We start from the raw sequence: 13,374 nt of genomic DNA, 5'->3' as shown, positions 1-13,374 counted from the left end.
GGCGGGATCTCCCGTACTCGATATCTGGGTGCCGACGGGCACTGGTCATGTGCAGTCTATGGGGGCCTGTGTGAGGGAAACCTGAAGGGTTGGTAGGTAGATGAACACTGCACATTCCGGCATGACACTGCGGGTGCCGACCGAGGAGGACGCGGCGCACTGGCACCGCGTCTTCGACGATCCGCAGGTCATGGAGTTCCACGGCGGCACCTCGGCCGAGCTGGAGGTGTACGAGCGGATGGTCGCACGCCAGCGCGAACACCACGCGAAGCTCGGGTTCTGCCTCTACACGCTGCTCGACCCGCGCGACGGGTGCTCGGTGATGGGAATGACCGGGGCGCAGCCGTGGCCGCACGACTGGGGCCCGGTGGGGGAAATAGAGATCGGTTGGCGGCTGGGGCGCGCGTACTGGGGCAAGGGGTACGCGACGCAGGCGGCGCGGGCCGCGCTGGACGCCGTACGGGAAGCCGGGGTCCGCCGCGTGGTCGCGATGGTCGACGCCCGCAACGAGCGGTCCATCGCGGTCACGCGGCGGCTCGGCATGACACTGGCGGAGACGCTGTACACGCCGGTCTCCGAGCGGAAGGCCTACTGCTTCCAGCTCGAACTGGACTCCTGAGCCGGCGGTGGCGCACCGCGCCACGCACCGCCCGGACGCCGGTCCCCGCCGGACCGGCGTCCTTCTCGGCCGTCCTTCCTGGCCGTCCTTCTTGGTCGTCCTTCCTGGCCGTCGTTCGTCAGTCGATGTCGGTCTTCTCGGTCCAGGTCTTCAGCGCCGTGCTGAAGACCTGGTCCTTGGCCGGGTCCCAGAAGGAGTCCCGGCACTCGTAATAGATGCTGTACTCCGAGCCGTCCTCGGCGATGTACGCCTGGTCGATCGCGTGGATCGGCCAGCCGGCCCGGTCCGAGGTGTAGGTGAACTCCCAGCGGGCGCCGGGCCGGCCCCGGAAGGTGTTCTTGGTCAGCTCCTTGCGCTGGTAGTTCTTCCGCGTCTTGGCGTGCGCCTCCAGGGTGCGGAAGTTGTCGTACGAGGAGGACGGGGCGTCACGGATGACGCCGATGCGCAGGTACGAACCCCCGGTCGGGGCCGCGTAGTCGATCTGGGTGCCGTTCTCCGTACGCAGCCAGCCGTCCATCGTGGCCAGCGAGAACCCCTCCGGGTCGTCGCGCATCACGAACCCCTCGGGGAGGTCGGCTGCGCCCGGGGAGGCGGAGCCGCCGGGCGTGCCGGAGGGGCTGCCGGACGGCGTGCCGCCGGGCGTGCCGGACGCGTCCGGGGACGCGGAGGAGGTGGGGGCCTGGCCGCCCCGGGCCGGTGCGCCGCTGCCCGCGGGGGCGGGCTTGTCGTGCGCGGTGGGGGCCCGGTCGTCCTTGTTCTTGACATACAGGACGCCGGCGGTCGCCCCGCCTCCGACGACGAACGCCGCGGTGGCCAGCGCGATCCACTTCAGGGCGGCGCGGCGCGGGGCCTTGGCGGCCGTCGCGGTCGCGGTGCCCGTCGTGTCGTGGGAGGCGGGCGCGGCGGGCGGCTCACCGGGGGCCGACTGCGCGTCAGGTGCGGACGGTGCGTTCGGTACGGACGGCGCGTTCGGCGCGTTCAGCGCGTTCGGTACGGACGGGGCGGCGGCCGGCGTGGACTGCGGTACGGCCGCCGGAGTTCCGGGGCGGGGCGGGCGGGGCCCGCCGCGGCCCGTGCGTGCCAGCAGGTACGGCACGAGCAGCACCGCGCCGACGGACCACAGCAGGGCGAACAGCAGCGTCTGCGCGCCGCCCGCGGACACCTCGGCGTGCGCGATGACCCGCCCGCCCCGGTAGTCGCCGCCCCCATCGCCGTATCCGTCGGAACCGCCGTCCGAGCCGCCGTAGGAACCGCCGAAGGAGCCGCCGAAGTCGCCTCCCAGGCCGCTGCCTCCGCCTGAGCGGCCGAGGGCGCCGTAGCTGCCGAAGCCGCCGCCACCGGTGCCCTGTCCCCCGGCCCCCGGGCGGACACCGGCGTCCAGGGTGAAGCCCGAGACCAGGACGAGCAGTGCCAGCGCGACCGCGAAGAAGCCCGCGGTCAGCAGGTGTTCGCGGCGGTCGGCGCCGCGCCGGGCGGCCAGGAAGCCGAGGATCAGCGCGGACACCACGGCCAGGGCGATGACCCCGGCCAGCGCCCAGCCGCTGGAGTCGGCGATCCGGCCGTAGCCCAGGGACTGGTTGCCGGAAGGGATGAACGGCAGCTCGGGCACGTACCACCGCGCCTCCAGCGGCGCGCCCAGGGCCAGCGCCACGGCCATCACGCCGAGGTTGGGCAGCGCGACCAGCAGGCCGGCCACCTTGCCCCCGTCGAGGTCCTCACCGGTGGTCAGCGCCACGACGAGGACGACGACGCAGGACAGGACCCAGACGGCCGACAGCGCCAGCAGCGCGGTGCCCAGCGCGCCGGTCACCGCGCGCCATCCGGTGCGGGTGGCGGTCCACGCGGCTCGCTGCGTACGGGTCAGGACGGTGCCCGCGACCACGGCGGCGAGCAGGAAGGACCACAGCAGTGTGAGCCAGGGCGCGGACGACAGCTCCATGCCCTCGACGGTGGGCTGGGCGATCAGGGCCAGCAGGAACGTTCCCGCGGCCGTCAGCAGCGCGATCCGCAGCGCCGCCTCCGCACCGCCCGCGCCGCCGGGCGCGGCCGGCCCGGCCTCCCGTACGCGCCGGGCGCGGCGCGCGGCGATCAGCAGCGCGGCCACCCACAGCAGCGTCGCCAGCAGCGGCACCGAGGAGAGCGAGATTTCGCCCGCGATCCGCTCGCCGGCGGACCCGAAGACGGACCGGGTGCCGCTTCCGGACAGCGTGAAACCGCCGCCGACGCCCTGGAGCAGCAGCGCCAGCGCGAGACGGGTCCGGGTGGCCCAGCCGGGAGCGGTGTCGTCCGAGCCGTGGGAGCGGGACGAGCTGTGCGAGTCCCCCGAGCCGTCCGAGCCGTCGTTGAAGACGATGCCGAGGACCGCGGCCAGCACCACGAAGAGCAGGACGGGCCACATCGCGACCCGCGCCGCCGCCAGCCAGTCGCCCCTGACCGTACGGGAGAGGAAGGCACCCAACGGAGAGGGACGGGCGGGGGCGGCGTACGGCGCGTACGCGGGCGGCGCGGCGGCAGCCGACGGCCCGACGGACGGCGGCGCGGCGGCCGGCGGTGCGACGGGGGACGGCGCCGCGGCCGGCGGAGGGCCGGGCGGCTGCGGTGGCGGCCCGGCGGGCGCGGGCGGCGGGTCCGCGGGCGGCGGCCCGGCGGGGGCCTTCGGCGGCTGTTCGGGCCGGGCCGGCGTACCGGACGCGTCCGGCTGCCGCTCCCGTCCGCATCCCATGCAAAAACGTGCCTCAGGCGGCGATTGCGCACCGCAGTCCGGGCAGGGCGAAGGCATGACGGGCTCCGGGAATCATGGGGCAGCACACATCTCACGGCTGCCGCTGGCTTACGTACGGACACAGCCGTCACACAGATGGTTCCCGTGGACTCCCGTCCCGCCCGACGGACTCACGCCCCGTCAGGACCGTCGCTCGAACCCCCCGTGCGACGTGCGGTGAATCAGGTGGCGGGCTTGGTCCCACGGTGCAGCGCGACGATCCCGCCGGTCAGGTTGCGCCAGGCCACCTCCGTCCAGCCCACGTCCTGGAGACGGGCCGCCAGCTCCGGCTGGTCCGGCCAGGCGCGGATGGATTCGGCGAGATAGACGTACGCGTCCGGGTTGCTGCTCACCACCCGTGCGACGGGCGGCAGCGCCCGCATCAGGTACTCGGTGTAGACCGTCCGGAAGGGCGCCCAGGTGGGCCGGCTGAACTCGCAGACCACGACCCGGCCGCCGGGCTTGGTGACCCGGTACAGCTCGGCGAGCACCTCGTCCGTCTTCTGGGCGTTGCGCAGCCCGAAGGAGATCGTGACGGCGTCGAACACCTCGTCCGCGAAGGGGAGGCGGGTGCCGTCCCCGGCGGTGAAGGGCAGCCACGGCTGCCGCTTGCGGCCCTCGCGCAGCATGCCGACCGAGAAGTCGCACGGCACGACGAACGCACCGGTCCTGGCGAACGGTACCGAGGAGGTACCCGTACCGGCCGCGAGATCGAGCACCCGCTCACCGGGACGTGCGGCCACCGCACGAGTGACCTCCTTGCGCCACAACCGCGCCTGCCCCAGCGACAGCACGTCGTTGGTGAGGTCGTACCGCGCTGCCACGTCGTCGAACATCGAGGCGACTTCGTGCGGCTTCTTGTCCAAGGATGCTCGGGTCACCCGGCCATTGTTCACCATGGGTCCGCGAGACGTTTGGACGGGGACGGCCCGATGCCCCCCTCAGAACATCCGGGCGGTCCAGCGGTGCTGCATCTCGTGCAAGGCATCGTGAGCGGCCTGACCGGCCGTCCCCGCACACCCGATCCTTCCGGGCGGCAGGGCCGCTTCCGTTTGCGTTGACGTGGCCCTGATGGAGGGCGGGGCCGTCTTTACGACCCGTTGACGCGGGTCCTCACAGCTCCAGCAGACTCGTCAGGTCGATGCTGATGGGGAAGGGACGGTCGGTCTCCAGCTTGTCCATATGGCGAGGGTGCTCAGGGGCGGGAACATAGACGCCCACGTCACGGCTCAGCCAGAACTCGTGCACCTCGGGGAAATCGTCCTCCCCCCGCTCCACCCGCCAGAAGTACGGCACCCCCGCCGCCGCGAACAGCGCCGGTTTACGGGTCCGGTCATCGACCGCCGAACCGGGGGCCGTCACTTCCACCGCGAGTCTCACCTTGTCGGCCGGCGTGCATTCCAAGGTCAGGGGGTCCAGGCCGCGGAGGTCGAAGACGACGAGATCGGGCTTGACCACATTGAAGTCGTCCAGCATGACGCAGCGCGCGATGTTGGCCCAGTGAGCCGGTCCGGCAACGGTCGATCTGAACCGGAAAAGCAATTGGTCCCGCACTTGGTCGTGCCACCATGGAGTCATCCCCCGAACCGAGATCACTCCGTCCACGAGTTCCCAGTCGAAGGGCAGATCCAAGTCCTTCACCTGGTCATACGTCCAACGCCCTCCAGGAGGGTGCATCCAGGTCTCCGGAGTCGCCTCCGCCGGCCGCCCGTCGGTGCTCATCACTGCTCCCATGGACGCGAGTGTGGACGCGAGTACGGAAGACGGTCCTGGATACGACGGCGCATCACCCGAAGTGACGGTCGCGGGATATCGGCGTTGACGGTTCAGCGCCGCCGGTACACCAGTCGGCCGCCGAGGACCGTGGCCAGGCAGGTGCCGTCCTCGGTGAAGACCGCGAAATCGGCAGGAGAGCCGACGGCCAGGGGCTGGGGGAGGGGCCGGTCGCGGAGGCCGGAGCGGGCGACGGCGGTGCGGACGGCGGGGTGGGTGAACGGGCCCGAGAGTGATGTCGTGCCTGTGGTGAGGAGCCTTTGCACGCCCCGGCGGGCGCTGGCGCCCCACCGGGTGTCGGTCATGCCGAGGGCGGTGAGCGCCTCGCCCGTCACAGGGGCCGTGCCCAACTCGTCGGCCTCGCGCGGGTCGGGGTGGTAGGCGGCCTCCAGGAAGGCCGCGCCGTCCGGTTCGTGGCGGCCGGGGGTCAGTACCCCGTCCCACGTACGGACGCGGGCGCGGTCCCCGTACGCCGCCGACAGGTCCTCGTACGGGCCGACGGCCGCGACGCGGTCGCCGGAGACGACGAGCGCGTCCGCATCCGTGTCCGCGCGCCCGGCGGTCCCGGCGTCGGTGCGCAGGACCGCGTGTACGTGGTGGAGCGTCAGCACGCGGGGCTCAGTTGGCGTCCACGAGCTTCAGCTCGGGGTGGGCCGTCCCGCCGTCGATCGCCGTGGAGGAGAGGTGGGAGACGACGCGGTCGTCGACCGGGTCGTTCGCCGGGTCGTCGTGCACGACGAGGTGCTCGTATGTCGTGGCGCGCTGCGCCGGGACGCGGCCCGCCTTGCGGATGAGGTCGATCAGCTCCATCCGGTTGGAGCGGTGCCTGGCGCCGGCCGAGGAGACCACGTTCTCCTCCAGCATGACCGAGCCGAGGTCGTCCGCCCCGTAGTGCAGCGAGAGCTGGCCGGCCTCCTTGCCGACGGTCAGCCAGGAGCCCTGGATGTGGGCCACGTTGTCCAGGAAGAGCCGGGCGACGGCGATCATGCGCAGGTACTCGAAGATCGTGGCCTGCGTCTGGCCCTTCAGGTGGTTGTTCTCGGGCTGGTAGGTGTACGGGATGAAGGCGCGGAAGCCGCCCGTACGGTCCTGGACGTCGCGGATCATGCGCAGGTGCTCGATCCGCTCGGCGTTGGTCTCGCCGGTGCCCATGAGCATCGTGGACGTCGACTCCACGCCCAGGCGGTGCGCGGTCTCCATGATCTCCAGCCAGCGCTCGCCGGACTCCTTCAGCGGCGCGATGGCCTTGCGCGGGCGCTCCGGCAGCAGCTCGGCGCCGGCTCCCGCGAAGGAGTCCAGGCCGGCGGCGTGGATGCGCTCGATGGCCTCCTCGACGGAGACCCCGGAGATCCGGGCCATGTGCTCGACCTCGGAGGCGCCGAGGGAGTGGATGACGAGCTGCGGGTACGCCTTCTTGATCGCGGCGAAGTGCTTCTCGTAGTACTCGACGCCGTAGTCGGGGTGGTGGCCGCCCTGGAACATGATCTGGGTGCCGCCGAGCGCGACGGTCTCCTCGCAGCGGCGCAGGATGTCGTCCAGGTCGCGGGTCCAGCCCTTGGCGGTGTCCTTGGGGGCGGCGTAAAAGGCGCAGAACCGGCACGCCGTCACGCAGACGTTCGTGTAGTTGATGTTGCGCTCGATGATGTACGTCGCGATGTGCTCGGTGCCCGCGTAGCGACGGCGGCGCACCGCGTCGGCGGCGCTGCCCAGGGCATGCAGCGGGGCGGAGCGGTAGAGGTCGAGCGCTTCCTGCGGCGTGATGCGCCCGCCCTGCGCGGCGCGGTCGAGTACGGACTGGAGGTCGGCGTTCTCGGTCACCGGGCGTCCCTTTCGCAAGCGGGCATAACGACCGAACCAGCGTACGCCAGCACAGTGACACCGCTGTCGGCGGCCGGTCAGCCGCCGACCCGGCTCAGGACGGCGTGCGGTTGCCCGCCCGCCTCGTCGTCCGAGGTGAAGGAGAGCTTGCCGTCCTTGCCGAGCGTGTAGGTCACCGACGCCTGCGCGCCCGTACAGCCCGGTCCGGGCTTGCCGTCCGTCCGCTCCTGGAGGACCAGTTTCGTCGCGGAGGCGGAGACGAGCTCGGCCTTGGCCTCGCACTGGGCGATGACGAACCCGTAGGTCGTACGAACCACGTAGTCGCCCTTGCCGCCGGCCTTGATGATGCTGGTGATGCTGCCGTTGGGGAAGTTGTCACGGGTGCGGATCTCGCCGGTCCACGTCCCCAGGAAGCTCTTGGGGACCGACACCCCGGAACCACTGCCGCCCGTGGGCGGCGGAAGCGTCGCACCGGCCGGCGGCCTGCTCGCCGCCCCGCCTCCGCCGCCCGTGCCCGGCCACAGGTTCAAGACGAACGCCGCGGTCGTGGCGGCGGCCAGCGCCCCAGCCACCGAGAGCACGAGGGTGCAGCTCATACGGCGCGGGCGGTCCTTGTTGCCGCGGGCGAGGGAGCCGGTCACGGCGAAGCGCCGTTCACGGGCGTCGGCGGAGGCGGTGGTCCCGTACGGGTCGGCGGAGGAGGTGGGTGAGGTGGAAGAGGTGGTGGGGCCTGCCGCGGTGGGGTCTGAGGTGGTGGGGGCGGAGGCGTTGCCCGGGGCGGCGGACGCGGTCGCCTCGTACGGAGCGGCGGTGCCCACCGGGCCGTCCGCACCCGCACCTACGCCCGCACCCGCACTCACACCCGCGACCGGCCACGGCGTGGAACCGGGCGCCGGCTGCCGCACCTGCCCCGGCGCCTGCCCTGCCACCTGCTGCGGCACCTGTGCCGGGGCGTCGAACGGTACGAGCCCGGAGACCGTGCCGGACGAGGAGTCCGGCGGCCCGAAGCCCGCCCGCTCCCCAGTACCGTCCCCGGTACCGTCCCCGGCTCCCTCCGCCACCACCTGTGACCGCACCGCCTCCGTCCGCACGTCCAGGTTCAGCAGTTCCACGGCCTGCCGGCTGACCTGTTCCACCAGCGGCCCCGGCAGCCAGCCGGCCCGTACGAGCGCCGCCGCGCCGCCCGTCTCCTTCCCCGTCAGCCGGCGGGCGATCTCCTCGGGGGCGGGCCGCCGCTCGGCCGTTTTGGCCAGACAGGCGGTGATGACCTCCCGCAGCTCGCCCGTCGGCGCGGGCCCCAGCTCCGGTTCCTCGTGGACGACCTTGTAGAGGAGGGCCGCTGAACCGTCCCCGGCGAAGGGGCTGGTGCCGGTGGCGGCGAAGGCCAGGACGGCGCCGAGCGAGAAGACGTCGCCGGCGCCCGTGACGCCCTTGCCCAGGATCTGTTCGGGCGCCATGTAACCGGGCGATCCGACGGACACACCGGTGGAGGTCAGTGAGGCACTGTCGTCCATGGCCCGGGCGATGCCGAAGTCGATCAGCAGCGGGCCGTCGAGGGTGAGCAGCACGTTGGACGGTTTGACGTCGCGGTGGACGAGCCCGAGGGCGTGCACGGCGGCCAGTGCCTCGGCGAGCCCGGCGCCCAGGGCCCGTACGGAGTGCTCGCCGAACGGGCCGAAGTCGGTGACGGCCCGGGCGAGCGAGGGGCCGGCGACATAACCGGTGGCGACCCAGGGGACGGTCGCCTCGGGATCGGCGTCCAGTACGGGCGCGGTCCAGGCGCCGCCGACCCGGCGGGCCGCCTCGACCTCGCGCCGGAACCGGGCGCGGAACTGCTCGTCCGCGGCGAAGTGCGCGTGCACGGCCTTCACGGCGACCGTCCGGCCGCCCGCGCTGCGCCCCAGGAACACCCGGCCCATGCCGCCCACGCCGAGCCGGCCCAGCAGCCGGTACGCGCCCACGACCCTCGGGTCGTCCTCTCCCAGCGGCTCCATGGCTCTGCCTCCCCCTCGCGACGGCGCTGCACAGCTTATGGCCGGTCCGCGCGCGGCCGGGGCGGTCCGCCGGTCCGGGGTTCGGCCGTGTGGGTGCCGGGTGGATCCCGTACGGGTCCGTAATCGGTACCCGTTGCCACCTGTACCGAGTTACCCGTTCCGCATTTCTTCGATGTCCGCCGCGGACGACGTTTCGGTCGATCAAGAAGGCCAATCAGGAAGGCCGATCAAGAAGGCCGATCAGGGAGGTCAATCAAGAAGAGCGGGAAGGCCTGGAAGACCGGGAAAAACCCGGAGATCGGAACGGACCGGATCCCCGCATTGCTCCGAAGGGCATTGTCGAATGTCCGTTCGCCGGTTTGCAGCGACCCGCACCGCTTATCCGCCGAGCAGTTCCACCTTCACGTCCGCCGGGAATCCGGTCGTCGGACCGGTCCTGCGGGCGAATTCGGTCACTCCGCGAAGCTGTTCGGGACCGAAACGGAAGTCGAGCGTCGTGAAGTAGCGTTCCAGCACCTCCGCGTCGAAGTTCTCCCAGCGCGCGGCCTGCTCGGCGACCTTGGCGACCTCTTCCATCGACAGGTCCCGGGAGGCCAGGAACGCCTCGTGCACCTTCTGTACGATCACAGGCTCGCGCTCCAGGTAGTCGCGCCGGGCCGCCCATACGGCGAAGACGAACGGCAGCCCCGTCCAGTCCTTCCACATCTGGCCCAGGTCGTGCACCTGGAGCCCCAGCCGGGGCGCGTCGTGCAGGTTCGCGCGCAGTGCCGCGTCCCCGATGAGCACCGCGGCGTCCGCCTCCTGCATCATCACGCCGAGGTCGGGCGGGCAGGTGTAGTACTCGGGCGTGACCCCGATCTTCTCGGCGAGCAGCAGTTGCGCCAGCCGTACGGAGGTGCGCGAGGTCGAGCCGAGCGCGACCTTGGCGCCGTCCAGCTCCTCCAGCGGCTTCTTCGAGACGATCACACACGACATGACGGGGCCGTCGCAGCCGACCGCCAGGCCGGGGAAGGCCACCAGGTCGTCCGCGGCCCGCAGGAACTCCACGAGCGTGATCGGCGCGATGTCCAGCTCGCCGTCGACGAGCTGCTCGCTGAGCTTGTCCGGGGTGTCCTTGGTGAGGTCCAGATCGAGCAGCGTGCCCGTACGGGCGAGCCCCCAGTAGATGGGCATGCAGTTCAGGAACTGGATGTGTCCCACCCGCGGCCGGCTGCGGCGGTGGCCGTCCGCCTGCACGGCCTGCGCGCTCGCGACCTGCGTGTTCGCGGTGTCCGCGGCCACCGCGGACGCGTCTCCTGCGGGTGTGTCTCCTGCGGTTGAATTGTCCACATGTGGAGGCTAGACCCGCGGCGCCGACGGCGCCCCGCCGGGGGGCGCCTATGACCCTCCGGCACGCCCGCTAAACGTGATCTTTGGCTCTTCCGCCTCACGAGCGCACCGTGCTAGGCTCAGCGCAAGTTGCAGTTTGGTTTCCCTTGCAGTACAGAGCCTGCGGAGCATGTGACGCCGCAGGCTTTTGTAGTTTTCAGACTTCTCGCAGGTTCTGGAGCAGGGCAACCCTTTGGCCCAAGGAGGGCTTATGGCTACCGGAACCGTGAAGTGGTTCAACGCTGAAAAGGGCTTCGGCTTCATCGCCCAGGACGGCGGCGGCCCGGATGTCTTCGTTCACTACTCTGCGATCAACGCCTCTGGCTTCCGCTCCCTGGAGGAGAACCAGCAGGTGAACTTCGACGTCACGCAGGGCCCGAAGGGTCCGCAGGCGGAGAACGTCACGCCGGTCTGAGTTGCCCGGTCCGACCGATCGCGGTCGACTTAGCAGTACCCAAGGAGCCCCGCTCCGCCACCTCGGTGGGGAACGGGGCTCCTGCCTTTCCGGGTCACAGTTGGGCGGACGAGCCCGGCTGACCTCTTCGCGCACTGCGGCTACGGTGTTCGGGCATGAGCCGGGTGACGATCGCGGTGCAGCACGTCCGGGCGGCGCTCAGCGGCGCCCGGCGGCTGGGCATCGACACCGTCCCGCTGCTCCAGGCCGCGCGGATCCCCCCGCTGCTCCTGGGCGACGACCGGGCGCGGGTCACGCCCGAGCAGTTCACCCGCCTGATCACGGGCCTGCAGCGGGCCACCCGGGACGAGTTCCTGGGGCTGGGGCCGGTGCCCAGCCGGCCCGGCACGTTCGCAATGCTGTGCCACACCTGCCTGGGCTGCCCCGACCTGGGCGCCGCCCTGGACCGGGCGGTGCGCTTCTACGGGCTCTTCCCCGGCGGGCCCGAGATGGCGGTGGAGACCTCCGCCGAGGGCGAGGCCGTCTTCCGCATACGCACCGATCTGTGCGCCTACGAGGAGGGCCCCTTCCTCTCCGAATGCGTCCTGGTCGTCTGGCACCGGCTCTCCAGTTGGCTGATCGGCCGGCGCCTGCCGCTGCGCTGGGCGGGCTTCGTGTATCCGGCCCCGGTGTACGCCCGCGAGTACGACGTCCTCTTCGGCTGCCCGGTGCGCTTTCGCGCCCCCAGTACGGGCGCGGGCTGGGACGCCCGCTGGCTGTCCGCCCCCGTCGTCCAGGACGAGGCCGCGCTGCGGGACATGCTGCGCCGGGCGCCGGCGGACCTGATCAGCCGGCCCGCGTACGGGACGACGGTCGCCGAGCACGTGCGCCACACCCTCGTACGGGCCCTGCGGGCGGGCGGACCGGCGCGGCTGCCCGAACTCACCGAGGTGGCGGCCCGCCTGTCGGTGAGCCCGGCGACGCTGCGCCGCCGGCTCCAGGAGGAGGAGACCTCCTACCAGCAGCTCAAGGACGCCGTACGCCGGGACGCGGCGATCACCTCGCTCGTCGCGGGACGCGAGCCGATCACCGAACTGGCGGTACGGCTCGGCTACTCCGAGGACACCGCCTTCCACCGCGCGTTCCGCAGGTGGACCGGCACCACACCGGGTGCCTACCGGCTGCGCGCCGCCCCGGCCCGGTCCGCCCGGTCCGCCCGGACGGCCCGGACAGCCCGGCCGTCGGAGAGTCCGTACCACCCGCCCGGCCTTGAGGTCCCAGGCCAGCAAAGCTGAGCGTCCCGGTCAGCTCCCGGATCACCCGCCGGTCACTACCTTCACCCCCACTGACTTCCCCCCTCAGGACAGTTGGGAGAGCCGCATGCAGCTACGCAGAACCGCACCGGCCGCCGTCACCGCCCTCACCCTCGCACTCGGGCTCGCGGGAGCGACCACCGCCGCCGCCCGGCAGACGGCCGATGAGCGCACAGCCGTACGGCAGGCGCCGACGGCACCGGCGGCGCGCGGGGCACAGCTCGCGGACGCCCGCCCCGGCGACGTCCTCAAGTCCGCGCCGACCTCCTTCCACCCCCTCCCCGGCCAGGTGACCAACACCAGGGCCTGGCACATCGAATACCGCTCCACCGACGCCAAGGGCGCCCCCGACGTCGTCTCCGGCACCGTCATCGTCCCCAAGGACGGCCGTACGGGGCCGCGCCCGCTGGTCTCCTACGCCGTCGGTACGGTCGGCCTGGCCGACTCCTGCGCGCCCTCCGCCGGCTTCCCCTACGGCACCACCGTCGAGGCCAACCTCATCCAGCAGCTCACCGCCCGCGGCTGGGCCGTCGCCGTCACCGACTACGAGGGCCTGGGCACCCCGGGCGAGCACACGTACAGCGTCGGCCGGTCGGAAGGCCAAGCCGTCCTGGACGCCGCCCGCGCCGCCCAGCGGCTCCCCGAAGCGGCAGCGGCGGGTGTCACCAAGGACTCGCCGGTGGGCCTCATGGGCTACTCCCAGGGCGGCCAGGCGTCCGGCTGGGCGGCCGAGCTGCACGACTCCTACGCGCCCGAGCTGAAACTCAGGGGCACCGCGGCCGGCGGTGTCCCCGCCGACCTGATCGACGTCGCCGACTTCAACGACGGCAACATCGGTGCCGGGCTGATCCTGATGGCCGCCATCGGCCAGGACGCGGCCTTCCCCGAACTGGACCTGGCGAAGTACCTCAACGCCAAGGGCCGCTTCTACGTCGACTTCCTGAAGAAGAACTGTGTGGCGATCGACGTCGCCGCGGGCCTGTTCAAGAAGATCTCGGACGTCACGGTCAGGAACCCGCTGAGCGAGGCGGACTGGCAGCGGCGGGTGCACGAGTCCGACCTGGGCGGCCACCGGCCGGACGCGCCGGTGTACCTCTACCACGGGACGCTGGACGAGCTGATCCCGTACACGGAAGGCACCCGGCTGCGCGCGCGGTGGTGCGGGCGGGGCGGCACCGTGCAGTGGAGTCCGCTCCTGCTGAGCGAGCACGTGGGCGGCGCGGTCGCGGGCGCCGTACCGGCCGCGAACTGGCTGGCCGACCGTTTCGCCGGCCGCCCGGCGGACGGCAACTGCCGCTGATCATCCGGACAGCCCGGCCCGTGTCCTCGTCCCC

11 protein-coding genes are annotated in these 13,374 nt (G+C 72.2%); 4 read left to right on the top strand and 7 right to left on the bottom strand.

Features of this window, described 5'->3' with window-relative positions; all coding sequences use genetic code 11:
* Positions 1-100 precede the first annotated feature (100 nt).
* Entirely contained in the window at positions 101-619 is a 519-nt protein-coding gene (locus KGS77_RS19090; protein ID WP_242583527.1) for a GNAT family N-acetyltransferase, read from the top strand.
* 118 nt (positions 620-737) lie between these two features.
* On the opposite strand, the gene KGS77_RS19085 is transcribed toward KGS77_RS19090, so the two are convergent.
* From KGS77_RS19085 to KGS77_RS19055, 7 genes are all read right to left on the bottom strand, one after another.
* Positions 738-3,341: a DUF6350 family protein gene (locus KGS77_RS19085; protein WP_242583526.1), complete on the bottom strand. Its 2,604-nt coding sequence runs from the start codon at positions 3,339-3,341 to the stop codon at positions 738-740.
* A 221-nt stretch (positions 3,342-3,562) separates the two neighbouring features.
* Entirely contained in the window at positions 3,563-4,261 is a 699-nt protein-coding gene (locus tag KGS77_RS19080; RefSeq protein WP_242583525.1) for a demethylmenaquinone methyltransferase, read from the bottom strand.
* A 232-nt stretch (positions 4,262-4,493) separates the two neighbouring features.
* Entirely contained in the window at positions 4,494-5,114 is a 621-nt protein-coding gene (locus KGS77_RS19075) for a Uma2 family endonuclease (protein ID WP_242583524.1), read from the bottom strand.
* A 92-nt stretch (positions 5,115-5,206) separates the two neighbouring features.
* Complete coding sequence (locus KGS77_RS19070) at positions 5,207-5,734, bottom strand: hypothetical protein (protein ID WP_242587559.1); 528 nt, start codon at positions 5,732-5,734, stop codon at positions 5,207-5,209.
* A 37-nt stretch (positions 5,735-5,771) separates the two neighbouring features.
* Complete coding sequence (gene mqnC / locus KGS77_RS19065) at positions 5,772-6,971, bottom strand: cyclic dehypoxanthinyl futalosine synthase (protein WP_242583523.1); 1,200 nt, start codon at positions 6,969-6,971, stop codon at positions 5,772-5,774.
* Positions 6,972-7,048: 77 nt separating this feature from the next.
* Positions 7,049-8,965 carry a serine/threonine-protein kinase gene (locus KGS77_RS19060; RefSeq protein ID WP_242583522.1) on the bottom strand — a complete coding sequence of 639 codons (1,917 nt, stop codon included), beginning with the start codon at positions 8,963-8,965 and terminating at the stop codon, positions 7,049-7,051.
* A 378-nt stretch (positions 8,966-9,343) separates the two neighbouring features.
* Complete coding sequence (locus KGS77_RS19055) at positions 9,344-10,165, bottom strand: menaquinone biosynthesis protein (RefSeq protein WP_277994325.1); 822 nt, start codon at positions 10,163-10,165, stop codon at positions 9,344-9,346.
* 379 nt (positions 10,166-10,544) lie between these two features.
* Between KGS77_RS19055 and KGS77_RS19050 the strand changes: the two genes are divergently transcribed.
* The 3 genes from KGS77_RS19050 to KGS77_RS19040 all read left to right on the top strand — a co-directional run bounded on the left by KGS77_RS19050 (position 10,545) and on the right by KGS77_RS19040 (position 13,340).
* Complete coding sequence (locus KGS77_RS19050; RefSeq protein ID WP_003984261.1) at positions 10,545-10,748, top strand: cold-shock protein; 204 nt, start codon at positions 10,545-10,547, stop codon at positions 10,746-10,748.
* A gap of 155 nt (positions 10,749-10,903) precedes the next feature.
* The gene (locus KGS77_RS19045) at positions 10,904-12,022 is read left to right on the top strand and encodes an AraC family transcriptional regulator (protein ID WP_242583521.1); all 1,119 of its coding nucleotides are present in this window, start codon (positions 10,904-10,906) and stop codon (positions 12,020-12,022) included.
* A gap of 85 nt (positions 12,023-12,107) precedes the next feature.
* Positions 12,108-13,340: a lipase family protein gene (locus KGS77_RS19040; RefSeq protein ID WP_242583520.1), complete on the top strand. Its 1,233-nt coding sequence runs from the start codon at positions 12,108-12,110 to the stop codon at positions 13,338-13,340.
* Positions 13,341-13,374 lie beyond the last annotated feature (34 nt).

Source organism: Streptomyces sp. MST-110588, from assembly GCF_022695595.1.
In the GTDB taxonomy this organism is placed as follows: domain Bacteria; phylum Actinomycetota; class Actinomycetes; order Streptomycetales; family Streptomycetaceae; genus Streptomyces.
Note: the sequence above shows the minus strand (reverse complement) of the source record. Positions and strands in the feature narration are given on the sequence as shown.

Bases quoted from the DNA above. Each gene is read 5' to 3' on its own strand.
- KGS77_RS19090 (WP_242583527.1), top strand. From the start codon at position 101: ATGAACACTGCACATTCCGGCATGACACTGCGGGTGCCGACCGAGGAG.
- KGS77_RS19045 (WP_242583521.1), top strand. From the start codon at position 10,904: ATGAGCCGGGTGACGATCGCGGTGCAGCACGTCCGGGCGGCGCTCAGC.
- KGS77_RS19085 (WP_242583526.1), bottom strand. From the start codon at position 3,341: ATGGGATGCGGACGGGAGCGGCAGCCGGACGCGTCCGGTACGCCGGCC.
- KGS77_RS19040 (WP_242583520.1), top strand. From the start codon at position 12,108: ATGCAGCTACGCAGAACCGCACCGGCCGCCGTCACCGCCCTCACCCTC.
- KGS77_RS19050 (WP_003984261.1), top strand. From the start codon at position 10,545: ATGGCTACCGGAACCGTGAAGTGGTTCAACGCTGAAAAGGGCTTCGGC.
- KGS77_RS19060 (WP_242583522.1), bottom strand. From the start codon at position 8,965: ATGGAGCCGCTGGGAGAGGACGACCCGAGGGTCGTGGGCGCGTACCGG.
- KGS77_RS19075 (WP_242583524.1), bottom strand. From the start codon at position 5,114: ATGGGAGCAGTGATGAGCACCGACGGGCGGCCGGCGGAGGCGACTCCG.